The organism is Halomonas chromatireducens (assembly GCF_001545155.1).
Lineage (GTDB): Bacteria > Pseudomonadota > Gammaproteobacteria > Pseudomonadales > Halomonadaceae > Halomonas > Halomonas chromatireducens.
This window is the reverse complement of sequence record NZ_CP014226.1, coordinates 2,841,574-2,867,532: the sequence shown is the minus strand read 5'-3', so window position 1 is coordinate 2,867,532 and position 25,959 is coordinate 2,841,574. Positions and strand designations below refer to the sequence as shown.

Annotated in this window: 20 protein-coding genes; 8 read left to right on the top strand and 12 right to left on the bottom strand. The window is 64.4% G+C overall.

The genetic code is table 11. From position 1 onward, the window contains the following. Positions 1-176: 176 nt before the first annotated feature. The 7 genes from LOKO_RS13260 to mnmA form a co-directional block, all read right to left on the bottom strand. Positions 177-1,772, bottom strand: coding sequence for an isocitrate lyase (locus LOKO_RS13260; RefSeq protein WP_066450255.1), 1,596 nt, complete (start codon positions 1,770-1,772; stop codon positions 177-179). Between the two features lie 398 nt (positions 1,773-2,170). Further along, entirely contained in the window at positions 2,171-2,596 is a 426-nt protein-coding gene (locus LOKO_RS13255) for a GNAT family N-acetyltransferase (protein WP_066450253.1), read from the bottom strand. Between the two features lies 1 nt (position 2,597). After that, positions 2,598-3,776, bottom strand: coding sequence for a ribosomal protein uL16 3-hydroxylase (locus LOKO_RS13250; RefSeq protein WP_066452355.1), 1,179 nt, complete (start codon positions 3,774-3,776; stop codon positions 2,598-2,600). A 20-nt stretch (positions 3,777-3,796) separates the two neighbouring features. Then, the gene (locus LOKO_RS13245; protein ID WP_066450250.1) at positions 3,797-4,360 is read right to left on the bottom strand and encodes a cob(I)yrinic acid a,c-diamide adenosyltransferase; all 564 of its coding nucleotides are present in this window, start codon (positions 4,358-4,360) and stop codon (positions 3,797-3,799) included. Between the two features lie 31 nt (positions 4,361-4,391). Next, complete coding sequence (gene purB / locus LOKO_RS13240) at positions 4,392-5,756, bottom strand: adenylosuccinate lyase (protein WP_066452354.1); 1,365 nt, start codon at positions 5,754-5,756, stop codon at positions 4,392-4,394. 60 nt (positions 5,757-5,816) lie between these two features. After that, positions 5,817-6,455, bottom strand: a complete 639-nt coding sequence (gene hflD / locus LOKO_RS13235) for a high frequency lysogenization protein HflD (protein WP_066450249.1) — start codon at positions 6,453-6,455, stop codon at positions 5,817-5,819. Next, complete coding sequence (mnmA, locus tag LOKO_RS13230) at positions 6,452-7,564, bottom strand: tRNA 2-thiouridine(34) synthase MnmA (protein ID WP_066450246.1); 1,113 nt, start codon at positions 7,562-7,564, stop codon at positions 6,452-6,454. The genes hflD and mnmA overlap by 4 nt, the downstream gene beginning before the upstream one ends. A 146-nt stretch (positions 7,565-7,710) precedes the next feature. On the opposite strand from mnmA, the gene LOKO_RS13225 reads away from it, so the two are divergent. Genes LOKO_RS13225 through LOKO_RS13215 form a run of 3 tightly spaced genes read left to right on the top strand, consistent with a single transcriptional unit; the run spans position 7,711 to position 12,456 of the window. Next, entirely contained in the window at positions 7,711-8,316 is a 606-nt protein-coding gene (locus LOKO_RS13225; protein WP_083517584.1) for a TetR/AcrR family transcriptional regulator, read from the top strand. 58 nt (positions 8,317-8,374) lie between these two features. Further along, positions 8,375-9,457 carry an efflux RND transporter periplasmic adaptor subunit gene (locus LOKO_RS13220; protein WP_083517583.1) on the top strand — a complete coding sequence of 361 codons (1,083 nt, stop codon included), beginning with the start codon at positions 8,375-8,377 and terminating at the stop codon, positions 9,455-9,457. Further along, complete coding sequence (locus tag LOKO_RS13215; RefSeq protein WP_066450239.1) at positions 9,454-12,456, top strand: efflux RND transporter permease subunit; 3,003 nt, start codon at positions 9,454-9,456, stop codon at positions 12,454-12,456. The genes LOKO_RS13220 and LOKO_RS13215 overlap by 4 nt, the downstream gene beginning before the upstream one ends. Before the next feature lie 106 nt (positions 12,457-12,562). On the opposite strand, the gene LOKO_RS13210 is transcribed toward LOKO_RS13215, so the two are convergent. Together LOKO_RS13210 and LOKO_RS13205 are read right to left on the bottom strand one after the other, a co-directional pair. Continuing rightward, positions 12,563-13,012, bottom strand: coding sequence for an NUDIX domain-containing protein (locus tag LOKO_RS13210; RefSeq protein ID WP_066450236.1), 450 nt, complete (start codon positions 13,010-13,012; stop codon positions 12,563-12,565). Beyond that, positions 13,009-13,617, bottom strand: coding sequence for a pseudouridine synthase (locus LOKO_RS13205; RefSeq protein WP_066450233.1), 609 nt, complete (start codon positions 13,615-13,617; stop codon positions 13,009-13,011). Before LOKO_RS13205 ends, LOKO_RS13210 begins: the two co-directional genes overlap by 4 nt. 304 nt (positions 13,618-13,921) lie before the next feature. On the opposite strand from LOKO_RS13205, the gene LOKO_RS13200 reads away from it, so the two are divergent. From LOKO_RS13200 to clpA, 4 genes are all read left to right on the top strand, one after another. Further along, positions 13,922-16,159 (top strand): NADP-dependent isocitrate dehydrogenase, encoded by a 2,238-nt coding sequence (locus tag LOKO_RS13200; protein WP_066450223.1) that lies wholly within the window; start codon positions 13,922-13,924, stop codon positions 16,157-16,159. A gap of 169 nt (positions 16,160-16,328) precedes the next feature. After that, entirely contained in the window at positions 16,329-17,585 is a 1,257-nt protein-coding gene (gene icd, locus LOKO_RS13195) for an NADP-dependent isocitrate dehydrogenase (RefSeq protein WP_066450220.1), read from the top strand. A 164-nt stretch (positions 17,586-17,749) separates the two neighbouring features. Further along, complete coding sequence (gene clpS, locus LOKO_RS13190; RefSeq protein ID WP_066450215.1) at positions 17,750-18,145, top strand: ATP-dependent Clp protease adapter ClpS; 396 nt, start codon at positions 17,750-17,752, stop codon at positions 18,143-18,145. 140 nt (positions 18,146-18,285) lie between these two features. Beyond that, positions 18,286-20,562 (top strand): ATP-dependent Clp protease ATP-binding subunit ClpA, encoded by a 2,277-nt coding sequence (gene clpA, locus LOKO_RS13185; RefSeq protein WP_066452353.1) that lies wholly within the window; start codon positions 18,286-18,288, stop codon positions 20,560-20,562. 101 nt (positions 20,563-20,663) lie between these two features. On the opposite strand, the gene infA is transcribed toward clpA, so the two are convergent. The 3 genes from infA to aat all read right to left on the bottom strand — a co-directional run bounded on the left by infA (position 20,664) and on the right by aat (position 22,541). Continuing rightward, positions 20,664-20,882, bottom strand: coding sequence for a translation initiation factor IF-1 (gene infA / locus LOKO_RS13180; protein WP_010627817.1), 219 nt, complete (start codon positions 20,880-20,882; stop codon positions 20,664-20,666). 147 nt (positions 20,883-21,029) lie between these two features. Next, positions 21,030-21,785, bottom strand: a complete 756-nt coding sequence (locus LOKO_RS13175; protein WP_066450213.1) for an arginyltransferase — start codon at positions 21,783-21,785, stop codon at positions 21,030-21,032. Between the two features lie 12 nt (positions 21,786-21,797). After that, positions 21,798-22,541: a leucyl/phenylalanyl-tRNA--protein transferase gene (gene aat, locus LOKO_RS13170; RefSeq protein WP_066450209.1), complete on the bottom strand. Its 744-nt coding sequence runs from the start codon at positions 22,539-22,541 to the stop codon at positions 21,798-21,800. Between the two features lie 247 nt (positions 22,542-22,788). Here aat and LOKO_RS13165 point away from each other — a divergent pair, with 247 nt between their 5' ends. After that, positions 22,789-25,884: a DNA translocase FtsK gene (locus tag LOKO_RS13165; protein WP_083517732.1), complete on the top strand. Its 3,096-nt coding sequence runs from the start codon at positions 22,789-22,791 to the stop codon at positions 25,882-25,884. The last annotated feature ends 75 nt before the right edge of the window (positions 25,885-25,959 follow it).

Sequence of the window (25,959 nt, the reverse complement as noted above, 5' to 3'; positions counted from 1 at the left end):
TCCTTTGACCAGTATGAGCTGTTCTAGTGCCTTGTAGTATAGAGAGGAAGCGGTCAAACAATGTGCAAGTTTGCCTGATGTAATCAAGGGTAGTCGCCATGAAGATGGCTGCCACCCACAAAAAAGGGAGGCGCGAGGCCTCCCAAGGGTTCCAGTCGTTCTACTGCAAAGGGTGATCAGCCGAACTGATTCATGGTGTTGTCCTTGCCACCAGCCTTCAGTGCTGCTTCGCCGTGGAAGAACTCCTTGTGGTCGTCGCCGATGTTGGAGCCAGCCATGTCCTGGTGCTTGACGGTGGCGATGCCCTCGCGGATCTCGCGGCGCTGTACGCCCGCCACGTAGGCCAGCATGCCCTCGTCGCCGAAATAGCCCTTGGCCAGGTTGTCGGTGGACAGGGCCGCGGTGTGGTAGGTCGGCAGGGTGATCAGGTGGTGGAAGATACCGGCTTCCCGTGCGGCGTCACGCTGGAAGTTGCGGGTCCACTCGTCGGCCAGCTTGCCAAGCTCGGTGTCGTCGTACTCGGCGCTCATCAGGCTGGCGCGATCGTAGGCCGACAGGTCCTTGCCTTCCTTCTCCCAGGCATCGAATACCTGCTGGCGGAAGTTCAGGGTCCAGTTGAAGGAGGGCGAGTTGTTGTAGACCAACTTGGCATCCGGTACTTCCGCACGGATGCGGTTGACCATGGCGGCGATCTGGCCGACGTGGGGCTTCTCGGTCTCGATCCACAGCAGGTCGGCGCCGTTCTGCAGGCTGGTGATACAGTCCAGCACCACGCGGTCCTCACCGGTCCCCGGCTTGAACTGGAACAGGCCTGAGGCCAGGCGCTTGACCTTGACCAGCTTGCCGTTCTGCTTGATGACCACGTCGCCGTTGTCGATGTCGGAAGCCGAGGTGATCTCGTCGCCGTCCAGGAAGCTGTTGTACTGGTCGCCCAGGTCACCCGGCTCCTTGGTCACGGCAATCTTCTGGGTCAGGCCGGCACCCAGGGAGTCGGTACGGGCGACGATGACGCCGTCCTCGACGCCGAGCTCCAGGAAGGCATAGCGCACGGCGTTGATCTTGGCCAGGAAGTCTTCATGGGGCACGGTGACCTTGCCGTCCTGATGACCGCACTGCTTCTCGTCGGAGACCTGGTTCTCGATCTGGATGCAGCAGGCACCGGCCTCGATCATCTGCTTGGCCAGCAGATAGGTCGCCTCGGCGTTGCCGAAACCGGCGTCGATATCGGCGATGATCGGCACGACGTGGGTTTCGTGATTGTCGATCTTGGCGATCAGCTCGTCGGCGCGGGCTTTGTCCTCGGCCTTCTGGGCCTCTTCCAGATCGCGGAACAGGTGGTTCAGCTCCCATGCATCGGCCTGACGCAGGAAGGTATAGAGCTCTTCGATCAGGCCCGACACGGTGGTCTTCTCGTGCATGGACTGGTCGGGCAGCGGGCCGAATTCGCTGCGCAGGGCGGCGACCATCCAGCCGGAGAGGTAGAGATAGCGGCGCTTTGTAGTGCCAAAGTGCTTCTTGATGGAGATCAGCTTCTGCTGGCCAATGAAACCGTGCCAGCAACCCAGGGACTGGGTGTACTGAGCGGTGTCAGCGTCATAGGCGGCCATGTCCTCGCGCATGATCTTGGCGGTGTAGCGGGCGATGTCCAGGCCGGTCTGGAAACGGTTCTGAGCACGCATCCGGGCCACGTTCTCGGGGCTGATGCTCGCCCACTTGCCTTGCTGGGCTTCGCGCAGTTGAGCCAGAGCCTTGATGTCGTCTTTGTAGGACATGGGTACCATCCTTCCGATCAGAGGTGTAGTGATCGGCCTCGACTGCCGTATGAGGCGTATCGCTGCCTTGTCGATCGCTCGCTTGCGGCATCTCGCCGGGAGGGGCGCGATATGCTGCAACTGCGAAGTGATGTCAGGTTCCACCAGGGAAGAAGAGATGTCTCTACGGCCTTGGTCGAACCGATCACGAAAAGAAAACATCTGTTGGAATAGCCATCATTTGGCGATTACCGAACGTTCGTTTTAATTTCGTCCTGGTACCACTATGCGCCTTGAGCCGGGGGTTTCGCAATTGACACTTGGGGGGAGAGAGGGTTGTAACTCGACTACAAGAGCTGCGGGGAGGGGGCGATTCCTGTAGTCGAATTCCGGCACTGTGTCCGGCCGGTATGATGAGGTCAGCGCAGTGCCAGGCGCATGTTGCGGTGCGGAATACCGGCATCCATGAATTCATCACCGTAGGCGGTAAAGCCGAGGCGCTCATAGAAATCGAGAGCGTGGGTCTGGGCGGCAAGCTCCACTTGCTCATGGCCCAGATGGCGGGCTGCCTCGATGGTGGCTTCCATCAGGGCCGCGCCGATGCCCAGCCCGCGGGCCTCGCTCAGCACGGCGACGCGGCCGATATGTCCATCGGGTAGCAGCCTGGCGGTGCCCAGGGGAATGTCATGGCGCAGGGCGAGGAAGTGGCGGCAGGCGCCGTCACGGCCGTCCCACTCCTCTTCCCACGGCACCTGCTGCTCTTCGATGAACACCACGCGGCGTATCTCGGAGGCGACCTCCCCCAGCTGGTCCCAGTCGCCATCCAGTATCTGGATATCGGCCATGCTATTGTTCCTCCTCGTATTCCTCGGCCCAGCCTAGGCTGCCCGCGTCGACCAGGGCGACGAGCAGGGCGGCCGCGCCTTCTTGTTCAAGCAGGTCGGCATCGATAGGCGTGATGTCGGCCAGGGCGCGTGCCAGCGGCAGGGGGCAGTCGATGCCGTCGCCATCGACGAAGAGCGTCGTCCGGTCGCCGTCTGTCCGCCAGGCGAAGCGAGAGCCAGGGCTGCGGACCAGTTCCTCGCCGTCCTGTAGTGCAGCAACAAGGTCTTCGACCTCGGTGGGCTCCTCGCTGGGCACGAGCTGGTCGACGTACTTGGGCTGCGTCATGACACGACCGAACCACTGTGCCAGTTGAGCCGGGTCGTCGAGCGTGTCGAGAATCAGTGCGCGCATGCGGGCGACAGCGGCATCGTCGAGTTCCGCCGGGTCGGAGGGTGGGGTCATCCCCGCATCCGAATAGCGCAGCGAGGGGGGTAACTGCTCCCCCAGGTAGTCGGCAAAGGAGGTGATCGCCTCGTCCGCCGATGGCGCGCGAAAGCCCACCGAGAGGGTCATGCAGTCGCTGGATTCGCTGACCCCGTGATGGGCCCAGGCCGGCGGCAGGTACAGCATGTCGCCGGGCTCCAGTACCCAGTCGGCGCCGGCCTCCACCGAGAAGCGCTCGAGAATGCGCAGGTCGATGCCGTCGAGGATGGGAGCATCGTCGGCGACCTTGCCGCCCAGCTGCCAGCGACGCTGCCCGCTGCCCTGGAGCAGGAAGACATCGTACTGGTCCACGTGAGGGCCGACGCTACCGCCCGGGGGGGCGTAGCTGATCATGATGTCGTCGAGGCGCCAGCGCGGCAGGAAGTCGAAGTGCTCGAGCAGTTCGGCCACTTCGGGGACGAAGTGGTCCACCGCCTGCACCAGCAGCGTCCAGTTGCGCTCGGGCAGCCTGGAGAAGGTGGCCTCGTCGAAGGGGCCGTGGCTCACCTGCCAGGGGCCTTCGGCGCCGTGCTCCTCCACCAAGCGGGATTCGACGCCCTCCTCGCAGGCGAGCCCGGCAAGTTCGTCGGGCTCCAGCGGGCACTCAAGGTCGGGAAAGGCACCGCGGATCAGCAGCGGCCTGCGCTGCCAGTAGTCGCGCAGGAACTCGGCGGGGGAGAGGCCGCCAAGCAGGGTAAGGGGGGGGGCACTGCCCATGCTGTTTTCCTCGAGAAAGCTCATCGGTTGGCACCGGGTACCCACAGCACATCACCCGCGCCGTTGTCGTTGGCCTTGCGGGCTGCGACGAACAGCAGGTCGGAGAGGCGGTTCATGTAGCGCAGCACCTCGGGGTTCACCGGCTGCTCGATCATCAGCAGTGTGACCAGGCGTTCGGCGCGCCGGGCGACGGTGCGGGCCAGGTGGAGGTGAGCGGCCAACGGGGTTCCCCCCGGCAGGATGAAGGAGCGCAGGCTGGCGAGATCGGCGTTCATGGCGTCGATCTGGCGTTCAAGGAACTCCACCTGGGTTGCCGTGACCCTCAGGGGAGGATACGTCGGGTCTTCCTGTTCCGGCGTGCACAGGTCGGCGCCCACGTCGAACAGGTCGTTCTGCACGGTGGCCAGCATCTGCTGCAGTTCGCCTTCGGCATGCAGCTGGGCCAGGCCAATGGTGGCATTGGTCTCGTCCACGGTGCCGAAGGCTTCCACGCGACGGTCGTGCTTGGCCACGCGGCTGCCGTCGCCGAGCCCGGTGTCGCCCTTGTCCCCGGTACGGGTGTAGATCCTGTTGAGTTTTACCAATGCGCGTCTCCGATAAACCGTTGCAACTGCCTCAGAGCCTTCTGGCCTGAGCCTCGGCGTTGCCGATATAGGTGGCCGGCGTCAGCGCCTTGAGCTCGCTCTTGACCTCGGCCGGCAGGTCCAGCGTGTCGATGAAGGCGGCAAAGCCGGCCTGGTCGATGCGCTTGCCCCGGGTCAGCTCCTTGAGCTTCTCGTAGGGCTTCTCGATGCCGTAGCGGCGCATCACCGTCTGGATCGGCTCGGCGAGCACCTCCCAGCTGGCGTCGAGATCCTCGGCCAGGCGAGCCGGGTTGGCCTCGAGCTTGGAGATGCCCTTGAGTGCCGCCTGGTAGGCGATCAGGCCGTAGGCCAGGCCCACTCCCAGGTTGCGCAGCACCGTGGAGTCGGTGAGGTCGCGCTGCCAGCGTGAGATCGGCAGCTTCTGCGCCAGATGGCCGAGCACTGCGTTGGCCAGGCCCAGGTTGCCCTCGGAGTTCTCGAAGTCGATGGGGTTGACCTTGTGGGGCATGGTCGAGGAGCCGATTTCGCCCTCGACGGTACGCTGCTTGAAGTAGCCCAGCGAGATGTAGCCCCAGACGTCGCGATCGAAGTCGATCAGGATGGTGTTGAAGCGGCACACCGCATCGAACAGCTCGGCGATGTAGTCGTGGGGCTCGATCTGGGTGGTGTAGGGGTTGAAGGTCAGCCCCAGCCCCTCGACGAAGGTACGGGCGTTGGCCTCCCAGTCCACTTCGGGGTAGGTGGCCAGGTGGGCGTTGTAGTTGCCCACCGCGCCGTTGATCTTGCCCAGGATCTCGACGCTCTCGATCTGCTTGAGCTGGCGGCGCAGGCGATAGGCGACGTTGGCCATCTCCTTGCCCAGGGTCGTCGGGCTTGCCGTCTGGCCATGGGTGCGGGAGAGCATCGGCTGGGCGGCGTGTTCATGCGCCAGGCGTGCCACTTCGTCGGCGACCTGGTGCATTACCGGCAGCAGGCTCTTCAGGCCATCGGTGAGCATGACTCCGTAGGAGAGGTTGTTGATGTCCTCGCTGGTACAGGCGAAGTGTACGAACTCGGTGACGGCATGCAGCTCCGGCTGGCCCTCGATCTTCTCCTTGAGGAAGTACTCCACCGCCTTGACGTCGTGGTTGGTGGTGCGCTCGATTGTCTTGATGCGCTCGGCGTCTCCCAGGGAGAAGTTGCGCAGCAGGGCGTCGAGGAAGGCGGTGGCTTCCGCGGAGAGTGGCGGTACCTCGGTGATCCCTGGCTGCTCTGCCAGGCGCTGGAGCCAGCGGACCTCGACGACGACCCGGGCGCGGATCAGGCCGAATTCGCTGAAGTGTTCGCGCAGTGCCTCGGCCTTGCTGCCGTAACGGCCATCGACAGGGGAGAGGGCGGTGAGTGCGGAGAGTGGCAGGGGTGCGGCTTGCATGGTCGGGTTTCCGGTACGGTGGTAAAGGAGTGGGGAAGTGGGCAGTCAGCCCAGCTGATCCAGGGTGTTCTTCAGGGCGCCACGCTGGAAGACCAGCTTCCAGCGCCGTCCGCCCTGCTGGTGCCAGAGCAGGGCAAAACGGATGCCGGCGAGCAGGATGGCGCGCACCCGCTCGGGCATCATACGGGACTGCAGCAGGGAGGGGTCACCCTGTACCACGATGCGGGTCTTCAGCGTCGACAGCGTTTCCTGATAGGCCTCGCCGAGGCTGGCGATGACATTCTCGTGGGTGGCACCGAAGTGCTCGGCCTGGCCCTGAATGCGGGTCAGGCGCTGGCCCAGTCCCGCCATCATCTCGTCATCCTGGCGCAGCTTGTTCATCAGCAGCAGCAGGGTGAAGCCGTAGCGCAGTACCACCGGGTTGGACTGTTTGCGACCCACCACCGCTTCCAGTACGTCGAGTCCGCGGCGCAGGTTGTTGGGGTGGCCACCATAGATGGCTTCGAAGCTGTCGGGGTTAGTATCCAGCGTGGCGCGAATCAGGGTTTCCCAGGCGCGCGGTTCGACCTGGCCGGTGCGTGCCAGCTCGTCGACCAGGCTGGCGGACTGAAACACGCCGGCCAGTGCCAGGGCCTGACGGGCAGTGGGTGAGTCCGGGATTCGGTGAATCGGGGTTGCAGTCATGCGGCTGGCTCCGTGGCTTTCCAGGTGGCGCGGATCACGCCGCCGCCGAGGCAGATATCACCGTCGTAGAGTACCAGCGACTGTCCCGGGGTGACGGCACGCTGCGGGTCGTCGAAGTGTACCTCCACGCCGCCGTCGGCGAGGGTTTGCATCCAGCAGGGCACATCGGCCTGCCGGTAGCGGGTCTTGGCGGTAAAGCGTCCTTCTCTTGCCGGGGGCTCGCCGGCCACCCAGTCCATCGCTTCGGTCGCCAGGTTGTCGCTGTACAGCAGCGGATGGTGCTTGCCCTGCACGGCGACCAGCACGTTTCGCTCCAGATCCTTGGCGGCCACGTACCAGGGCTCCTCGGGGAAGTCGGCGAGCCCGCCGATGCCGAGCCCCTGGCGCTGCCCGAGGGTGTAGTACATGAGGCCCATGTGCTCGCCGATGACGTCGCCCTCGGGGGTCTCGATCACCCCCGGCTGGGCCGGCAGGTACTGCTGCAGGAAGTCGCGGAAGCGGCGCTCACCGATAAAGCAGATCCCGGTGGAGTCCTTCTTCTTCGCCGTGGCGAGCCCGTGGCGCTCGGCGACGGCGCGCACCTCGGGTTTTTCCAGCTCGCCCACCGGGAACAGGGTGCGTGCGATGGCGGCCTCGGGCACGGCATGCAGGAAATAGCTCTGGTCCTTGTTGATGTCAATACCCTTGAGCAGGCGCGGCTGGCCGTCCCGAACCCCCTGGCGAACATAGTGACCGGTGGCGATCTTCTCGGCACCGAGCATCTCGGCGTATTCGAGGAACACCTTGAACTTGATTTCCCGGTTACACAGGATATCCGGATTGGGAGTACGCCCGGCCTTGTACTCGGCCAGGAAGTGCTCGAACACGTTGTCCCAGTACTCGGCGGCGAAATTGGCGGTGTGCAGCCGGATGCCGAGCTTTTCGCAGACGGCTTCGGCATCCGCCAGGTCGGCCTTGGCGGTGCAGTACTCGGTGCCATCGTCCTCGTCCCAGTTCTTCATGAACAGGCCTTCGACCTGATACCCCTGCTCCAGCAGCAGCAGGGCGGAAACGGAGGAGTCGACGCCGCCGGACATGCCGACGATCACCTTGCCTGGGGTGGCGGTCATGGGCGCTCTCGGATTGAATGGGTCGCAAATGGGCGGGGATTATACCTTATCTTGCCGTGAGGCTTCGACCATCCCCCGTCACGGGCAGCAGCGGCAAGGGCGCAAAGCTTATTGACCGGTCGGCCAGTTAGCATTAAATTGGCAACATGAACAAACCAGCGACGACACGAGATCCCGAACAGACCAGGCTGCGCATCATGGAGGCGGCGGAGTCCCTCTTCGTGGAGCAGGGCTTCTCCGCCGTCAAGCTGAGTGAGCTGGCGCGTTCAGCCGATGTTACCAAGAGCCTTATCCATCACCATTTTGGCAGCAAGGAACAGCTGTGGGAGGCGGTCAAGAATCGTGCCTTCGAGCGCTATTACACTGGCCAGATGGCCATGCTGGAGGGGGCAGGCGAGCCGGATGCCATGCTTCTGCGGAATTCGGTGGAAGCCTACTTCCACTTTTTACGCGACAACCCCGGCGTAGTGCGGTTGTTCGCCTGGACCCATCTGGAAGGGGACAGTCATTGTGGAGAGCTCGACAACCAGCTCGTCGGTGCGGGTGCGGAATGGGTTCGCCAGGCCCAGATGCGTGGCCTGCTGCGTAAGGACATCAACCCAACCCATGTGATCGCGCTGTTCGTGATGACTTGCACGCAATGGTTCGAGGCCAAATGTCATCATCAACACTGGCCGGGGATGGGCAGCGACGAGGCTTTTCTGGAAGATTTCCTGAAGATCTTCATGGCCGGGGTCGCGCCGCAGAACTGAGTTTTTTTGCGCCAGTAATTGACTGGTCGGCCAGTTTGTTAAGGAGGAAAACAATAATATGAGGCATAGTCGAAGAGTGGGCGTGGCAATGGCAGCGCTGGGGCTGTTGGCGCTGCTGGGGGGCTGCGACAGGGCGCCGGCCGCCAGTCAAGCGCTGAATGCAACGGTCGATGCTCGGGCTGCCGTTCGCGTCAGCTCGGTGCGAAACAGTGCCGGCGAAGAGCAAATTCGCTTCCCCGGCATCGTCCGCCCGAAGGAGCGGGTGTCGCCGGCTTTCCTGCATGCCGGCGTGCTTCGGGAGCGCCTCGTGGAGCGTGGTCAGCGTGTCGAGAAGGGCGAGCCCCTGGCACGCCTGCATAATCCGGCCCTGGAGCCTGCCCTGGCCGGAGCCGAGGGGCGGGTGAGGGAACTCGATGCCCATCTGGCCAGGCTGGGCAGGGATGTTGAGCGGGCCCGGACGCTGCGCGAACGCAACCTGGTCGCCCAGGAGGAGCTGGATCGGCTGCTGTCGGAACGGGAGGCCACCGTCCAGGCCCGGGAGCAGGCGGTGGCCTCCCGTGACGACGCCCGGGCCCAGGTCGATGAGATGACGCTGCGGGCACCCTTCGCGGCCGACGTGGCCGACCTTTTTGTCGAGGCGGGTGACTTCGTGGCCGCTGGCGAACCGGTGCTGGCGCTTTCCGGTGTCGATGGCGTGGAGGTGGCGATTCGCGTCCCGGTGATGCTCGGCGCCCGGCTGAACGCGGGGCTGCCGGCTCAGGTGTCGCCGACGCTGCATGAAGGCCGCTTCCAGGGGCGGATCAGCAGCGTGGGGAGAGCCGGTTCGGCGCTGGTGCCGGTGGTGGTCGAACTCGATCCCGACACGCGTCTGGCCCCCGGCGAGTCGGTGCAGGTATCTCTTTCCGTTGCCATGAGGTCATTGTTGCAGGTGCCACTCTCAGCCGTGCAGGACCCCGGGGGGCATGCGCCCTATGTGCTGGCCCTGACGGATGACGAGACCGTGCGAAGGGTGCCGGTGGCACCGGGGCGACTGGCGGACGGCTGGGTGACCATCTCGGCCCCGCTCTCTCACGGCGACCGGGTGGTGGTGGCGGGCCAGGGGCGCCTGCAGCAAGGCGATAGCGTGCGGGTACTGCCATGAAGTGGCTGCATGCGACGCTGCACTTCAAGCGTCTGGTGCTGACCGTGACGGCACTGCTGGCGCTGATCGGGCTGGCCGCCTGGCTGACCATGGATCGCCAGGAGGATCCCTTCTTTCCCTACCGCTTCGGCCAGGTGCTGGTACCGTATCCCGGCGCGGAGCCGGAGCAGGTCGAGCGTCTGGTGCTCAACGCGCTGGAAGAGGAGCTGGCCCAGGTCGAGGAGGTCAACGAGCTCATTGGCACGGCGCGGCTGGGGGTGGCGCATGTCAACATCGAGATGCACGAGCATGTCTATGACACCGACGCCGCCTGGGAGCAGATCCGCATTGCGGTGAATCGGGCGTCGAGGAAGTTTCCCGACGGGGTGGGTGACGCCGAGATCAGCGATCGGGACTCCGACGCCCACGGCATCGTGCTGTCGGTGACTGGCTCCGATGACCTGCTTGAGCTGCGCGAGGCAGCCGAGCGGCTGCGGCGGGATCTGTTCCGACTCAAGGACATTGCGCGCATCGATCTGCTCGCCGACCCCGGGCAGCAGGTCATCGTCAGTTGGGACGATGCCCTGGCGGAACTGACCGGGCTCGATGCCCAGGCGCTGGGCGATCAGTTGGCTGCCCGCAACCTGACGTCCTCGGGAGGCAGCCTCTCCAGCGGCGGGCGCTCGGTGGTGCTCGACCCGGTGACGGAGTTTGGCAGCCTCGAGGATCTGGCCATGACGCCGATTCGCACGCGGCGTGGGGACGTCATTCCGCTGGGTGAGCTGGCGGATGTGCGGCTGTCGCCACGGGAGCCCGCCACCGAGCGGATCTGGCATGACGGTGAGCCCGCCGTGGCACTGGGCATCATTCTCGCCAAAGAGCGGGTCAATGCCGTCCGATTCGGCGAATCCCTGCGCAGCCTGCTCGACGAGGTGCGCCCCACCTATGCGCCGCTGCAGATCCAGGAGATGTTCTATCAGCCCCGCTGGGTGGAGCAGCGGCTGGCCGAACTCGGCGTCTCGCTGCTGCTGGGTATTTCCATTCTCGGCGTTCTGCTGTTCCTGACCATGGGGCTGAGGCTGGGATTCGCGGTGATGCTGATCGTGCCGCTGGTGACCTTTTCGGCCCTGGCCATCTATGCCATGGGAGGCGGCATCCTGCACCAGATCGCCGTGGCCGGCATGGTGATTGCTCTGGGTATGCTGGTGGACAACGCCATCGTCATGGTGGAGAACCTGCAGTGGCATCGCGACCAGGGGCTCTCGGCGGCGGAGGCTGTGTCGCGTTCGGTGCGAGAGCTTGCCGCGCCGCTGCTGGCGGCGACCGGCACCACCCTGGCCGCCTTCGTGCCGCTGCTGCTTTCCAGCGGCAATACCGCTGACTTCACCCGGGCGATTCCAGTGATGGTGATGCTGACCCTGGTGGTGAGCTATCTCTATGCCGTCTTCGTCACCCCCGTCTTCGCCGCCGCCATCCTCAAGCCCGGCGGCGGCTCACAGCGGCGCAGCCTGTCAGGCGCCGGTCGGCGGATCGGGCGCTTCGCCGTTCGCTGGCCCGGCGGCATACTCGCCGGAGCCGTGGTCCTGCTGATGGGCGCGCTGGCCATGGTGCCACTGCTCAACCACGACTTCTTTCCCGATACGGACCGCAACCAGCTGGTCATCGACCTGCACTTCGCCGAGGGTACGCATCTCGATTACACCGCCCATGAGGCGAGCGTGCTGGCCGCGGACCTGCGTGAGCGGCCGGCGGTGACCGGCGTACACCTCTTTGCCGGCTTCAGCGGCCCACGGTTCTATTACAACCTGGTCGAGCAGCCCCGTCAGGCGCATCTGGCGCGGCTGGTGGTCGAGGCAGAGCATGCCGACGATCTGGCCCCGCTGATGGCGTGGGTCCGGGACGTTACCCCGGAACGGTTGCCGGAGGCCGATGTGGTGGCGCGACGCCTGGGGCAGGGTCCTCCCGTCACCGCCCCCATCGAGATTCGCGTCTTCGCCGAGGAGCGCAGCCGGCTCGCCGAAGGCACAGAGCGCATTCTGGCGCTGGTGCGGGGTGCCGAGGGCGCGCGGGATGCGCGGCATACCCTGGGTGAAGGGCTGCCCACGCTGCGGCTGGAAGTGGACGATGCCCGTGCCGGCGAGTTCGGCCTGTCGCGGCGCGAGGTCGCCATGGCGGTGGCGGGTGCCAGTCGCGGCATCGAGGTGAGCACCTGGCGCGCCGAGCGGGAACCCGCGGCGCTGTTGATTCGCTCCCCGGAGGGTGAGCGTTTCCCCCTGTCTGCACTCGAAGGGCTGCGCCTGACAGCGGACAACGGCGACTCGGTGCCTCTCGGCGAGGTCGCCGCCCTGCGCACGACATGGCAGCCGGCGGTGATCCAGCATCGTGGCCTGCGCCGCATGACCACCGTGCTGGCCGAGGTGGCGGATGGCCAGACCTATGCCGGGGTGCTGGACGGACTATTGCCGCGGCTGGCGGAACTCGAGCTGCCGGAGGGAGTGACCTACACGGTGGGTGGGGCGGCCGAGTCGGCGGGGGATGCCAATACGGCGCTGTTCCAGACCCTGCCATTCGGCATCCTGTTGCTGGTCGTCTTCCTGCTGGCGCAGTTCAACTCCTTCCGCCAGCTGGGCATCGTATTGACCACCGTGCCGCTGGCGGCCATCGGCGTGATTCCCGGCCTGTGGCTGACCGGGCAGCCGTTCGGCTTCACCGCCATGCTGGGCGTCGTCGCCCTGGTGGGGATCGTGGTCAACAATGCCATCGTGCTGATCGACGTGATGAATACCAATCGCAGGCAGGGCATGCCCCTGGACGATGCGGTCGTCGGGGCGGTCGCTCGGCGCACCCGGCCGGTGCTGCTAACCACGGCCACCACCGTTGCCGGCCTGGTGCCTCTGACCCTGACCCAGTCCACGCTGTGGCCGCCCATGGCCTGGGCGATCATCTCGGGGCTCATCGCCTCGACCCTGCTCACGCTACTGGTGATTCCGGCGCTCTATCGGCTGGTCATGAAATGGTAAGCAGCAACTACCGGCCTTGTTGGAGCGCTCGGTTCGGCGCCCCGACTATGCGTCGCGACTGGCGCCGTCAGTTGCCCCGGCGAAGGATGCTCTGGTTAGCGCTGGCTCAGCATTCGTGGATGACGTCCATGGGATAAAAACGGCTGGCCAGGGCGTCGCGGATGCGGCGCAGCACCAGGGGGCTTCTCAGCCGGCCCTGGCGATCCAGCGCTTCGATCTCCTCCAGAGTGAGCCAGTGAACGGCAATGATCGCCGGGTCCAGCTCATTGCCCAGGTGGGCGAGGGCCATGCCGAAGAAGCCGTGGCTGTGAAAGGTCTGGCCGCCGGGCGCTTCGTAGACATAGAGCCCCAGGTAGTCGGTGATGCCGACCTGCCAGGCGCTCTCCTCGCGCAGTTCGCGCAGGGCGGCTTCGCGGATGCGTTCGCCGGGCTCGAGATGGCCGGCGGGCTGGTTGAAGAGCGTCTGTCCGCCATCCGGGGCTTCCTCCACCATCAGGAAGCAGCCGGCGCGCTCCACGACGGTGGCCACGGTGACATAGGGTTGCCAGCGGCTCATCGGTGACCTCCTTTGCGGCGAGGCATGTGCCGCGATGCGGTGCGTGGGGCGTGCAGGATCTCCCGGCGCCACTCTCCCGGCGCCAGGCCGTCGAGCTGCCATGGGCCGATGGCGACGCGCACCAGTCGCAGGGTGGGATGGCCCACATGGGCGGTCATGCGCCGCACCTGGCGGTTGCGCCCCTCGCTGATGGTCAGCTCCAGCCAGCTGGTCACCGGGTGGCGCTTGGGGTCCAGCGGCGGCGCGCGTGGCGGTAGCCCGCTCTCTTCCAGTCGTCGCACCCGGGCCGGTCGCGTCATGCCATCCTTCAATTTTACGCCATGGCACAGCGCCCGCAGCGAGGCTTCGCTGGGACTTCCCTCCACCTGCACTCGATAGGTCTTGGGCTGCTTGTGGCGTGGGTCGCTGATGCGGTGTATCAGCGCACCATCATCGGTGAGAAGGAGCAGGCCTTCCGAATCATAGTCGAGCCGGCCGGCGGCATAGATGCCTGGCACGTCGATCACATCGGCCAGGGTGGCGCGGTGCCCTCTTTCGCCGCCCTCACGGTCGGTGAACTGGGAAAGCATGCGGTAGGGCTTGTGCAAGAGATAGAGGGTGCTCATACAGCAAGCTTACCGGTAAGCCGGTCGGGATGGCAGGGGGAGTCGGGCCGTACGTCAGCCTTATTGCGCATACGCCATGGCGGGGTGGCTGGTATAATGCGCTCGCTCGCCGGAAGCGGCCTCGTCGTTACGGGGCCTGTCGTGACTTCGCCACCGGGGGTGGTGCCCAGCGCATTCCCCGCCATACAAATGAAAATAGAGAACCGTAGGTTGAGCACGCCGGGTCCGCCGTTCCAGACATCGTGAGCGCGCGCAACCGTTCCAGTTTCCTGCCACCGCAGTGACCAGAGAGATCAAAGCCAACATGTCAAAAACGCCGAAGATTATCTACACGTTCACCGACGAAGCGCCTGCGCTGGCGACCCATTCGCTGCTGCCGATCATCGACGCCTTCACTGACGCAGCCGGCGTCGACGTCGAGATCCGGGACATCTCCCTGGCGGCTCGGATTCTCTCCCAGTTCCCCGATTATCTTACCGACGAGCAGCGCGTCGAGGATCACCTGGCCGAGCTGGGTGCTCTGGCCAAGACGCCGGAAGCCAATATCATCAAGCTGCCCAACATCAGTGCCTCCATGCCGCAGCTGCGGGCGGCGATCAAGGAACTGCAGGGGCAGGGCTATAAGTTGCCGGACTACCCGGACGAGCCGAACAGCGACGAAGAGCGTGAGATCAAGGCGCGCTACGACAAGACCAAGGGCAGTGCCGTCAACCCGGTGCTGCGCGAGGGTAACTCCGACCGCCGCGCGCCCCGGGCCGTCAAGGAGTACGCCCGCAAGTATCCCCACCACATGGGGGAGTGGAGCCAGGCATCTCGGACCCATGTGTCGCACATGCATGGCGGCGACTTCTACCACGGCGAGAAGTCGATGACCCTGGATCGCGCTCGCGACGTGAAGATGGAGCTGATCACCAACAGCGGCCAGACCCTGGTGCTGAAGCCCAAGGTCTCGCTGCTCGAAGGCGAGATCATCGACAGCATGTTCATGAGCAAGAAGGCGCTGTGCGAGTTCTACGAGCGGGAGATCGAGGATGCCCGCAAGACCGGCGTGATGTTCTCCCTGCACGTCAAGGCGACGATGATGAAGGTCTCGCACCCGATCGTGTTCGGTCACTGCGTCAAGATCTTCTACAAGGAAGCCTTCGAGAAGCACGGAGCCCTGTTCGATGAGCTGGGGGTCGACGTCAACAACGGGATCGGGAACCTCTACGACAGGCTCGCCACCCTGCCCGAGAGCCAGCGTGAGGAGATCATCCGCGACCTGCACGCCTGCCACGACCAGCGTCCGGAGCTGGCCATGGTGGATTCGGCGCGGGGCATCACCAACTTCCATTCGCCCAGCGATGTGATCGTCGACGCCTCGATGCCGGCGATGATCCGCGCCGGCGGCAAGATGTACGGCGCTGACGGCCGCCTCAAGGATGTCAAGGCGGTGATTCCGGAGTCCACCTTCGCCCGCATCTACCAGGAGATGATCAACTTCTGCAAGTGGCACGGCGCCTTCGACCCGGCCACCATGGGTACCGTGCCCAATGTCGGCCTGATGGCCCAGAAGGCGGAGGAGTACGGCTCCCATGACAAGACCTTCGAGGTGCCGGAGGCCGGTGTCGCCAATATCACCGACCTGGAGACCGGAGAGGTACTGCTGTCCCAGGACGTCGAGCAGGGCGATATCTGGCGGATGTGCCAGGTCAAGGACGCGCCGATCCGCGACTGGGTCAAGCTGGCGGTGGAGCGTTGCCGCGATTCCGGCATGCCGGCGGTATTCTGGCTCGACCCCTACCGCCCGCACGAGAACGAACTGATCAAGAAGGTGAAGTCCTACCTCCAGGATCATGACACCACCGGTCTCAACATCCAGATCATGTCCCAGGTCCGGGCCATGCGCTATACCCTGGAGCGCGTGATCCGAGGCCTCGACACCATCTCGGTGACCGGCAACATCCTGCGCGACTACCTAACCGACCTGTTCCCGATCATGGAGCTGGGCACCAGCGCCAAGATGCTCTCCATCGTGCCCCTGATGGCCGGTGGCGGCATGTTCGAGACCGGGGCCGGTGGCTCGGCACCCAAGCACGTGCAGCAGCTCCTCGAGGAGAACCACCTGCGCTGGGACAGCCTCGGTGAATTCCTGGCCATGACTGCTTCCCTGGAGCACCTCGCCAAGCAGTATGGCAATGCCCGGGCGGCGCTGCTGGCGGATGCCCTGGACAAGGCCACCGGCCAGTTCCTCGAATCCAACAAGTCGCCCTCACGCAAGGTCGGCGAGCTGGACAACCGGGGCAGCCATTTCTACCTGGCCCTTTACTGGGCCCAGGCACTGGCCGCCCAGGACGAGGATACCGAGCTCAAGGGGTTGTTCGGCCGCCTGGCCGAGGTCCTGGAGGCCAAGGAGGCGACCATCCTTGAGGAGCTGAACGGCGTCCAGGGGCAGCCGGTGGATATCAAGGGCTACTACCATGCCGATCCCGAGCTGGCCCGCGCTGTCATGCGTCCGAGCAAGACGTTGAATGACGCCCTGGCGCTGGTTGCCCGGGATTGAAGGTATCGCGCTGAGCGTGTCGCACCGCCTTTTCCGGGTGGGCCCTCCGGCTACCGTCCGCCGCTCGGCGGACAGTAGCCTTTATGTGGAGGCGTCTGTTATGGGCCGGGTGGGGTGGTCGATGCTATACTCCGCGCTCCACTGAATAGACCAGACAGGGGAGTTCTCAATGGGGTTCCAGAAAATTGTCGTACCTGAAGGCGGCGAAAAGATTACCGTCAACGCTGACAACACCCTGAACGTGCCGAACGAGCCGATCATCCCGTTCATCGAGGGTGATGGTATCGGTGTCGACGTGACACCGGCGATGAAGATTGCCATCGATTCAGCCGTACAGCATGCCTACAACGGCGAGCGCAAGATTCACTGGATGGAAGTCTACGCCGGTGAGAAGGCCACTCAGGTCTACGATGCCGACACCTGGCTCCCGGAAGAGACCCTGGAAGCCGTCAAGGACTACGTGGTTTCCATCAAGGGCCCGCTGACCACCCCGGTGGGCGGTGGTATTCGCTCCCTGAACGTCGCCCTGCGCCAGAAGCTCGACCTCTATGTCTGCCAGCGTCCGGTTCGCTGGTTCGAGGGCGTGCCGAGCCCGGTGAAGAAGCCCGGCGACGTCGACATGGTCATCTTCCGCGAGAACTCCGAAGATATCTATGCCGGTATCGAATGGAAGGCCGGTTCCGCCGAAGCCGACAAGGTCATCAAGTTCTTCCGTGAAGAAATGGGTGTTACCAACATCCGCTTCCCGGAAAACTGCGGTATCGGCGTCAAGCCGGTCTCCGTTGAAGGTACCAAGCGTCTGGTGCGCCAGGCCCTGCAGTACACTGTGGACAACGACCGCGAGTCGCTGACCCTGGTGCATAAGGGCAACATCATGAAGTTCACCGAAGGTGCCTTCAAGGACTGGGGCTACGAGATCGCCAAGGAAGAGTTCGGCGCCGAGCTGCTCGACGGCGGCCCCTGGATGCAGTTCAAGAATCCCAAGACCGGCAAGAACATCGTTGTCAAGGACGTCATCGCCGACGCCATGCTCCAGCAGATCCTGCTGCGTCCGGCCGAGTATGACGTCATCGCCACATTGAACCTCAACGGCGATTATCTGTCTGATGCTCTTGCAGCGGAAGTGGGCGGTATCGGCATCGCGCCGGGTGCCAATCTCTCCGACACCGTAGCCATGTTCGAGGCAACTCACGGCACCGCGCCGAAGTACGCCGGCCAGGACAAGGTCAACCCGGGGTCGCTGATCCTTTCCGCCGAGATGATGCTGCGTCACATGGGCTGGGTCGAAGCTGCGGATCTGGTCCTCAAGGGCATGGAAAAGGCGATCTCCAAGGGCGAGGTCACCTATGACTTCCATCGCCTGATGGACGATGCCAAACTCCTGAAGTGCTCCGAGTTCGGCCAGGCCGTCGCCGACAACATGTAAGCGGCTCGGCGAGTACCCGGGGCCCTCGCCCGCCGCCTGGCGGGCGAGGGCCTTTTGTGTCAGCACCATTTCCGTCAGAACCATGAACCCTGTCGGCTCAGTGGCGTCCAAAGATATCCGAGATGCCTCGTGTGGCCGACTTGTCGAGATGGTAAGTGGCTTTTATGTTCAAGACAGAAGAACCGAACGCGTGGAGGCTGGTCGGTAGTGTTGCCGGCATGACTCGGCCGCCACGCCACGACGACCGCCCCGAGGAAGAGGGGGACGATGATCTTGCCGTCCAGTCCTCGGATCCCGAGGTGGCGCGTCCACCGATGTACAAGGTGGTGTTGCACAATGATGACTTCACCCCCATGGAGTTCGTGGTGGAGGTGCTTCAGAGCTTCTTCCGCATGGACAGTGAGACTGCGGTGCAGGTGATGCTGACGGTTCACACCCACGGAAAGGCCACTTGCGGCATATTTACCCGCGACATTGCGGAAACAAAAAGTCACCAGGTCAATCAATATGCAAGAGAGTGTCAGCACCCGTTGCTCTGCGATATCGAGGCGGCGGACTGACTCCCGGACATGGTCGAAGCGGGAATAGATTGGCAGTCGTTGAGGAAGAGACTTGCAACGGCGGCGTTTGTGCCCGATGTTGATGATGCCGGACCACGAAAGATCCGATGCAAGCCCTAAGCGGCGAGAAGGGGACTGCCATGCTGAGCAAAGAACTTGAACTGACCCTGAACACGGCGTTTACCGTGGCCCGCTCCAAGCGGCACGAGTTCATGACCGTGGAGCACCTGCTGCTGGCTCTGCTTGACAACGCCTCCGCAGCCGATGTGCTGAGAGCCTGCGGGGCCAACCTCGACAAGCTGCGGTCCGACCTGCAGGATTTCATCAACTCCACCACTCCGTTGATTCCCGAGGATCAGAACGACCGTGAAACCCAGCCGACTCTGGGCTTCCAGCGCGTACTGCAGCGGGCTGTGTTCCACGTGCAGTCCTCGGGAAAGAGCGAAGTCACCGGTGCCAATGTGCTGGTGGCGATCTTCTCCGAGCAGGAGAGTCAGGCGGTCTACTTCCTGAAGCAACAGAATGTGGCGCGGGTCGACGCGGTCAACTACATCGCCCACGGCATATCCAAGGTGGCCGGCCATGGCCACAGCCCCTCCTCGCCGCCGCCGGACTCCGAAGAAGCGGAAGAGGGCGGCACGGAGAACGGTACCAATCCGTTGACCGGCTATGCCACCAACCTCAACGAGCAGGCCAGGATCGGCAAGATCGATCCGCTGATCGGGCGCGAGCATGAGCTGGAGCGCGTCATCCAGATCCTGGCCCGGCGGCGCAAGAACAACCCGCTGCTGGTAGGTGAGGCCGGCGTCGGCAAGACAGCCATTGCCGAAGGTCTGGCCAAGCGCATCGTCGAGGAGGACGTTCCTGAGGTCATCGGTGACGCGGTAGTCTATTCGTTGGACATGGGTGCCCTGCTGGCCGGCACCAAGTATCGCGGCGACTTCGAGAAGCGCTTGAAGAGCCTGCTGGCAGAACTCAAGAAGCAACCCAATGCCATCCTTTTCATCGACGAAATCCATACGGTGATCGGTGCCGGGGCAGCGTCCGGTGGCGTCATGGACGCTTCCAACCTGCTCAAGCCGCTGCTCTCTTCCGGTGAGCTGCGCTGCATCGGCTCCACCACCTTCCAGGAGTTCCGCGGTATCTTCGAGAAGGATCGGGCTCTGGCGCGCCGTTTCCAGAAGGTCGATGTCCTAGCGCCCTCGGTGGATGACACCATCCGCATCCTCAAGGGGCTGCGTTCGCGCTTCGAGGAGCATCACCAGCTCAAGTACACCGATGCGGCCCTGGAGAGCGCGGCTCGGCTCGCGGATCGCTACATCAACGATCGTCATCTGCCCGACAAGGCCATCGACGTGATCGATGAGGCCGGCGCACACCAGCGGCTCTTGCCGCCGGAGGTGCGCATTGGCACCATCGACGTCGACCAGGTCGAGGCGGTGGTGGCCTCCATCGCGCGGATTCCGCCGAAGAGCGTCTCCAGCTCCGACCGCAAGCTGCTCGAGAACCTGGATCGCGATCTAAAGATGCTGGTGTTCGGTCAGGACGAGGCGATCGACAGCCTTTCCGCGGCGATCAAGCTCTCTCGTGCCGGCCTCAAGTCCCCCGACAAGCCGGTGGGCAGCTTCCTGTTTGCCGGCCCCACAGGGGTGGGCAAGACCGAGGTGGCACGCCAGCTGTCACGCATCATGGGCATCGAGCTGGTGCGTTTCGACATGTCCGAGTACATGGAGCGCCACACCGTGTCACGGCTGATCGGTGCCCCGCCGGGCTATGTCGGCTATGACCAGGGCGGCTTGCTCACCGAGGCGATCACCAAGCAGCCCCACTGCGTGCTGCTGCTCGACGAGGTCGAGAAAGCGCACCCGGAAGTCTTCAACCTGCTGCTGCAGGTCATGGACCACGGGCGGCTGACCGACAATAACGGGCGTGAGGCGGATTTCCGCCATGTGATCGTGATCATGACCTCCAACGCCGGGGCCGAGCAGCAGGCACGACGCTCCATCGGCTTCCAGTCCCAGGACCACTCCACCGATGCCATGGAGGTGATTCGCAAGACCTTCTCGCCGGAATTCCGCAACCGGCTCGATGGCATCATCCAGTTCCACTCCCTGCCAACCTCCGTGGTGCGCAGCGTGGTGGACAAGTTCCTGGTGGAGCTACAGGCGCAGCTCGACGAGAAGCGGGTCCAGCTGGATGTGGACATGGCAGCCCGCGACTGGCTGGCTGAGAAGGGCTACGATCCGAGCATGGGCGCGCGCCCAATGGCCCGTATCATCCAGGAGCGACTGAAGAAGCCACTGGCCGAGCTGATCCTGTTTGGCGAGCTGGCAGAGCATGGCGGGATCGTGCATGTCAGCGTGGAGGATGGCGAACTGCACCTCTCCACGGAGGCGGAGTTGGCCGACGCCCCTTGATGGGGCAAGGCTAGCACCCGCTCGACACAGCGCCCTGTCTTCGGACGGGGCGTTGTCGTGCGCGGGGAGCCGTTATCGTGCGAAAGGGTGCCCTGGCGCTATCAGCGTGAGCGGTAGACGATACGTCCCTTGGTGAGGTCATAGGGGGTCAGTTCGACCTTGACCTTGTCACCGGTGAGAATACGAATGTAGTTCTTGCGCATCTTGCCGGAGATATGGGCCGTCACGACGTGGCCGTTTTCCAGCTCGACGCGGAAGGTGGTGTTGGGAAGGGTATCGACGACGACGCCTTCCATTTCGATATGGTCTTCACGTGCCATATAGGCGGTTCCTCGCTGATGGTTACGATGACTTCCACTGACCGTGCCGGACGGCCCGAAGCCTCACTCGACGACAGCAGGCAGGCTGCTGTGCCGACAGATAGCGCGGTATTGTGCCGCAAGCTGGGCGTCAAGGCAAAGAAGGCCTTACTTCGAAGACACATTTGCGATGGGAAGCGTGCGCCGCCAATGTCGGCCGTCGAGTATCTCCAGGGGCTGGTATGCTTCCTTGTAGGCCATCTTGCGACAATTCCGGATCCAGTACCCCAGGTAGACATGGGGTAGATCCCGCAGGTACGCCTCCTTCACCAGGCTGAGAACGGCATAGGCGCCCAGGGAGCGGCGATACCACTGCGGATCGGGGTCAAAAAAGGTATAGATGGCAGAAAGGCCGTGTTCAAGATGGTCGAAGGCGGATACGGCCAGCAGTTGATCGCCGAGTCGGAATTCCAGCAGCCGTGAGTAGTCCTCGTCCAGGGTCAGGAAGGTGCGGTACTGTTCATGGCTTGGCGGGAACATGTCGCCATCGCTGTGGCGGGCGTATATGTAGCGTTCGTAGAGCGCATAGTGCTCCGCATCGAACTGCGCAGGTCGCTCGATCAAGCGAAGGTCCGTGTTGCGACGGCGAATGCGGCGCTGACTGCGGCTGGGCTGGAAGTCCTGCACCGGAATGCGAACCGAGAGGCAGGCGCTGCAGCCCTCGCAATGCGGGCGATACAGATGGCGCCCGCTGCGCCGGAAACCGAGCAGGGCAAGCGCATCGTAAACGCCCTGGCTATGGGACTCCTGGGGATCCAGGAAAAGCGTCGTCGCTTCGTGGCCTTCGAGGTAGCTGCAGGCGTGAGGCACGGTCAGGAAGAAGCGCAGATCCCGTACCGGGTGCTGAGGCGTATTGCTGCTCACTTCGGTCGCTCCCTATGTGCAAGCGGGTGTAGTCTCGGCGCAGGAGTCGTCTTCGGGCAGCGGCCAGTCGGGTAGCGGGTGGTCGCCGCTGGTCGAATGCGGTTTCGCCAGGCACTCTTCAAGATAGCCGATGAATTCGGCGCGGGCGATGTCGCAAGCCCCCAGGCTGGCTAAATGACGAGTATGCATTTGGCAATCGATCAGTCGACCATTGCCTTTTTGCATGGCGCGTACCAGATGGACCAGAGCTACCTTGGAGGCATCTCGGGTCATCGAGAACATCGACTCGCCGAAAAAGACCGGACCCAGGGCCACACCGTAGAGTCCGCCGACCAGTCGCTGGCCTTGCCACACTTCCACGGAGCGGGCGTAGCCCAGCCTGTGAAGTAGCAGATAGGCGTTACGCATCTCCCGGGTGATCCAGGTGCCGGGCTGGCCCGGCCTGGGGGCGGCACAGGCATCGACGGTCTCGAGGAAGGCACGGTTGAAGGTTACCCGGAAATTGCCATTGCGCAATCGCTTGGCCAGGCTGCGGCTGATGCGTAGTGCGTCGGGAAAGAGCACCATGCGAGGATCCGGGCTCCACCACAGGATAGGCTGATCATCGCTGTACCAGGGAAAGATGCCGCGCCGATAGGCGGTCAGCAGCCACTGGGGCGTCAAGGCGCCGCCAGCTGCCAGCAGGCCATCCGGGTCACGCAGCGCCTGTGACACGGGGGGGAAGCTAACCGGTTGTTCGGGAAGCCAGGGCAGCATGCTGCGGCGCTCCTTGTCGTTAGGTTGCATCTAGTCTGACGGTGGAGCGACTCTTCCTCAAGCAAAGGCCACGGCTACTGTGCCGAGGCCTGCTGTCCCGGTATGATGAGCGGCTGAAACCGGCAATACGAATGCTTCTGAAAGGCGCCGCCAGGTGCGGCGCGAGGGGGTTGGCGAGTTGAGTGCAAAGGAAAAGGGCGTGCCCCGGCGCGCGACGGCGGAGAATGCCCGGCAGACGGCAAGGCGCATGGGACTCCACCTGCACGGCGCAGCCCGCGAAGGTGCGATCATCCTGCTCCTGGCAGGCTGTGTGTTCCTGCTGCTGGCGCTGTTCAGCTATGAGCCGGCAGACCCCGGATGGTCCCATCGCGGGCCGGAAACCGGCGTCGACAACTGGATGGGGCCCATCGGGGCCTGGCTGTCTGACGTGCTTTACTCACTGTTTGGGGCCAGTGCCCTCTGGTGGCCCGGCATGCTGGGGTTTGCCGGCTGGTGGCTGATCCGTTCGCGCAAGGTTCGCATCGAGTGGGATGCAACAGGTGTCGCAGTGCGCCTGGGGGGGCTGGTGCTGCTGCTGCTTGGCACGACCACCCTGGGGGCGCTGCATTTCTACAGTCCCGAGAGCAAGTTGCCCTATGCGTCCGGGGGTATCCTCGGGGAGGGGCTGGTGGGCGCAATGATGCCGCTGGTCGATACCGGTGGCACGGGGTTGCTCGCCCTGTCGGCGATGCTCTGCGGCTTTCCGCTGTTCACCGGTCTGTCATGGCTGACGGTGATGGATGAGCTGGGGCATCGTGCCTTGCAGCTCTGGCGCTGGGCCGCCACCCCTTTTGGCCTGGTTCGGGAGCGCCAGGAGGCTCGGCGTGCCGAGCGCGATCACGACGAGGTGTCGAACGACGAGGAACCGTTTGACGAATCGGCAGCGGACGAGGGGGATAGGGTGTCGTCACCCGGCCGGCGTGGCTGGCGACGGCTGCTGCCCTGGGGCGGCGGTGGGGTGGAGCCGGCCATTGGCAGTGCCGCATCCCGTGAACCCAGCCTGTCATCCGGTTTCGGCGACGATGGCGAAACCGATATTCCGTGGGAAGTGCCCGAGCGGACGCCATCGGCAAAGCGGCCTGAAGCCGCCTATACCGCTCGTGAAGCGGCGCATGAGCAAGGCGCTGGTCCAGCGTCGGTTTCTCCTCCGGAGCCCTCCCTGGGGGCCGTTTCGGCTGCTGCTGCGGGTTCCTATCCCCTGAGTGCCAGTCGTCATGACGAGCCGGCATCGGTTTCCATGCCGCTGCGGGCCACGGAGGGTAAGGCCCCGATGGCCGATAGCGATACTGCGCGCAACGATCAGCGGGATGCTCCTGTCGAGGCGACGACCTCCATTGACGACCCACAGAGTCCCCGGCCGGAACAGGAGAAGGCAGGGGCGGCGGGTACGTCACGGCGTGAGCCGGGGCTCAGTGACTGGCAGCCCGATGAGCGGCAGGAGGCGAAGGAGCCGCGCTTAAGTTGGGACAGCCTGGTCGATGATCAGAATGAGAGTGGACCGGCCTTGACCGAGCCTGAGGCCGGGTCAGGTACAGAACGGGCCGGAGGCTATCCCGATCAGGCGGCCGGCCTGCGAGCCTGGCAGGAGGCGGCTACATCAAGAGAGGGGATTGCTCCCCCGGAGCCCTCGACAGACGAGCCTGGCGATGCTGCGCCGAGCGAGGAGCCGCAGGGCGAGGGACGTGTCGCCACCGCCGAACAGGCCCGCGCCGCGGCGGCCCAGCCTGATGGGCCCACGCTATGGACGGTGGAGCACCTGCAGAGCCAGCGTCCTCAGTTCGACGAGTTGGCCGAACCGGATGGTGAGCTGCCGAGCCTGCGCCTGTTGACGCCGGCGGAGCCGCACCAGCAGAACTATACGGAGCAGCAGCTGACCGACATGGCAGAGCTGCTCGAGACCCGGCTGCGCGAATATGGTGTCAAGGCCGAGGTCGTCAATACCTGGCCCGGACCGGTGATCACCCGCTTCGAGATCAAGCCGGCCGCCGGGGTCAAGGTCTCCAAGATCAGTAACCTGGCCAAGGATCTGGCGCGCTCGCTGATGGTCAAGAGCGTGCGGGTCGTCGAGGTGATTCCCGGTAGGCCAACGGTGGGCATCGAGATCCCCAACCCTCATCGCGCCATGATCCGCCTGCGGGAGGTGATCGACTCCGATCGCTACCAGCAGGAAGCCTCGCCGCTGACCATGGCGCTGGGGCAGGACATCGGCGGTGGCCCTGTCGTTGCCAACCTGGGCAAGATGCCCCACCTGCTGGTGGCCGGCACCACCGGTTCGGGCAAGTCGGTGGGGGTCAACGCCATGCTGATCTCCATGCTGCTCAAGGCCACGCCGGAGGAGCTGCGGTTGATCATGGTCGACCCCAAGATGCTCGAGCTCTCGGTCTACGATGGTATTCCGCACCTGCTGGCGCCGGTTGTCACCGACATGAAGGAAGCTGCCAATTCGCTGCGCTGGTGTGTGGCCGAGATGGAGCGCCGCTACAAGCTGATGGCAGCCATGGGGGTGCGCAACATCGCCGGCTTCAATGGCAAGCTGGACGAGGCGGAGCGGGCGGGCGCCCAGGTGGCCGACCCGCTGTGGGACCCTCAGCCCTGGGAGATGCACGAACCGCCCCCGGTACTGGAGAAGCTGCCCTACATCGTGGTGGTGATCGACGAATTTGCCGACATGTTCATGATCGTGGGCAAGAAGGTCGAGGAACTGATCGCCCGCCTGGCCCAGAAGGCGCGGGCCGCCGGTATCCACCTGATACTTGCCACCCAGCGCCCCTCGGTGGACGTGGTCACCGGCCTGATCAAGGCCAACATACCCACCCGCATGGCCTTCCAGGTCTCCTCGCGGGTCGACTCCCGCACCATCCTCGACCAGGGCGGTGCCGAGAACCTGCTGGGTCACGGCGACATGCTCTACCTGCCAGCCGGCTCCGGCCTGCCGACCCGGGTTCATGGCGCCTTCGTCGACGATGACGAGGTGCATCGCATTGTCGAAGACTGGAAGCGCCGCGGCGAGCCCGTGTATATCGAGGAGATCCTCTCCGGTGGGGTCTCGGCGGAGGCATTGACGGGCCTGGAGGCAGAGGGCAGCGAGGGCGGCGATGCCGAGCAGGACGCGCTCTACGACGAGGCGGTGCAGTTCGTCACCGAGTCCCGGCGCGCCTCGATCTCCGCGGTGCAGCGCCGCTTCAAGATCGGCTACAACCGGGCCGCGCGGCTGGTGGAGGCGATGGAGGCGGCCGGCGTGGTCTCTTCCATGGGCACCAATGGCGCTCGCGAAGTGCTGGCACCACCGCCGGTGGGGAACTGATGCCGGTTTCGTCCAAACATGCATCAAACGTGAAAGCGCCGGCGGCCATGCAACCCGCCGGCGCTGATCGGGTCC

What these genes read in the sequence shown, in the direction of transcription:
- LOKO_RS13225 (WP_083517584.1), top strand. Translation starts at nt 7,711, where the DNA reads ATGAACAAACCAGCGACGACACGAGATCCCGAACAGACCAGGCTGCGC.
- LOKO_RS13205 (WP_066450233.1), bottom strand. Translation starts at nt 13,617, where the DNA reads ATGAGCACCCTCTATCTCTTGCACAAGCCCTACCGCATGCTTTCCCAG.
- icd (WP_066450220.1), top strand. Translation starts at nt 16,329, where the DNA reads ATGGGGTTCCAGAAAATTGTCGTACCTGAAGGCGGCGAAAAGATTACC.
- LOKO_RS13250 (WP_066452355.1), bottom strand. Translation starts at nt 3,776, where the DNA reads ATGGGCAGTGCCCCCCCCCTTACCCTGCTTGGCGGCCTCTCCCCCGCC.
- LOKO_RS13255 (WP_066450253.1), bottom strand. Translation starts at nt 2,596, where the DNA reads ATGGCCGATATCCAGATACTGGATGGCGACTGGGACCAGCTGGGGGAG.
- LOKO_RS13165 (WP_083517732.1), top strand. Translation starts at nt 22,789, where the DNA reads ATGGGACTCCACCTGCACGGCGCAGCCCGCGAAGGTGCGATCATCCTG.
- clpS (WP_066450215.1), top strand. Translation starts at nt 17,750, where the DNA reads ATGTTCAAGACAGAAGAACCGAACGCGTGGAGGCTGGTCGGTAGTGTT.
- hflD (WP_066450249.1), bottom strand. Translation starts at nt 6,455, where the DNA reads ATGACTGCAACCCCGATTCACCGAATCCCGGACTCACCCACTGCCCGT.
- LOKO_RS13260 (WP_066450255.1), bottom strand. Translation starts at nt 1,772, where the DNA reads ATGTCCTACAAAGACGACATCAAGGCTCTGGCTCAACTGCGCGAAGCC.
- infA (WP_010627817.1), bottom strand. Translation starts at nt 20,882, where the DNA reads ATGGCACGTGAAGACCATATCGAAATGGAAGGCGTCGTCGTCGATACC.
- LOKO_RS13215 (WP_066450239.1), top strand. Translation starts at nt 9,454, where the DNA reads ATGAAGTGGCTGCATGCGACGCTGCACTTCAAGCGTCTGGTGCTGACC.
- LOKO_RS13200 (WP_066450223.1), top strand. Translation starts at nt 13,922, where the DNA reads ATGTCAAAAACGCCGAAGATTATCTACACGTTCACCGACGAAGCGCCT.
- clpA (WP_066452353.1), top strand. Translation starts at nt 18,286, where the DNA reads ATGCTGAGCAAAGAACTTGAACTGACCCTGAACACGGCGTTTACCGTG.
- aat (WP_066450209.1), bottom strand. Translation starts at nt 22,541, where the DNA reads ATGCTGCCCTGGCTTCCCGAACAACCGGTTAGCTTCCCCCCCGTGTCA.
- LOKO_RS13220 (WP_083517583.1), top strand. Translation starts at nt 8,375, where the DNA reads ATGAGGCATAGTCGAAGAGTGGGCGTGGCAATGGCAGCGCTGGGGCTG.
- mnmA (WP_066450246.1), bottom strand. Translation starts at nt 7,564, where the DNA reads ATGACCGCCACCCCAGGCAAGGTGATCGTCGGCATGTCCGGCGGCGTC.
- LOKO_RS13210 (WP_066450236.1), bottom strand. Translation starts at nt 13,012, where the DNA reads ATGAGCCGCTGGCAACCCTATGTCACCGTGGCCACCGTCGTGGAGCGC.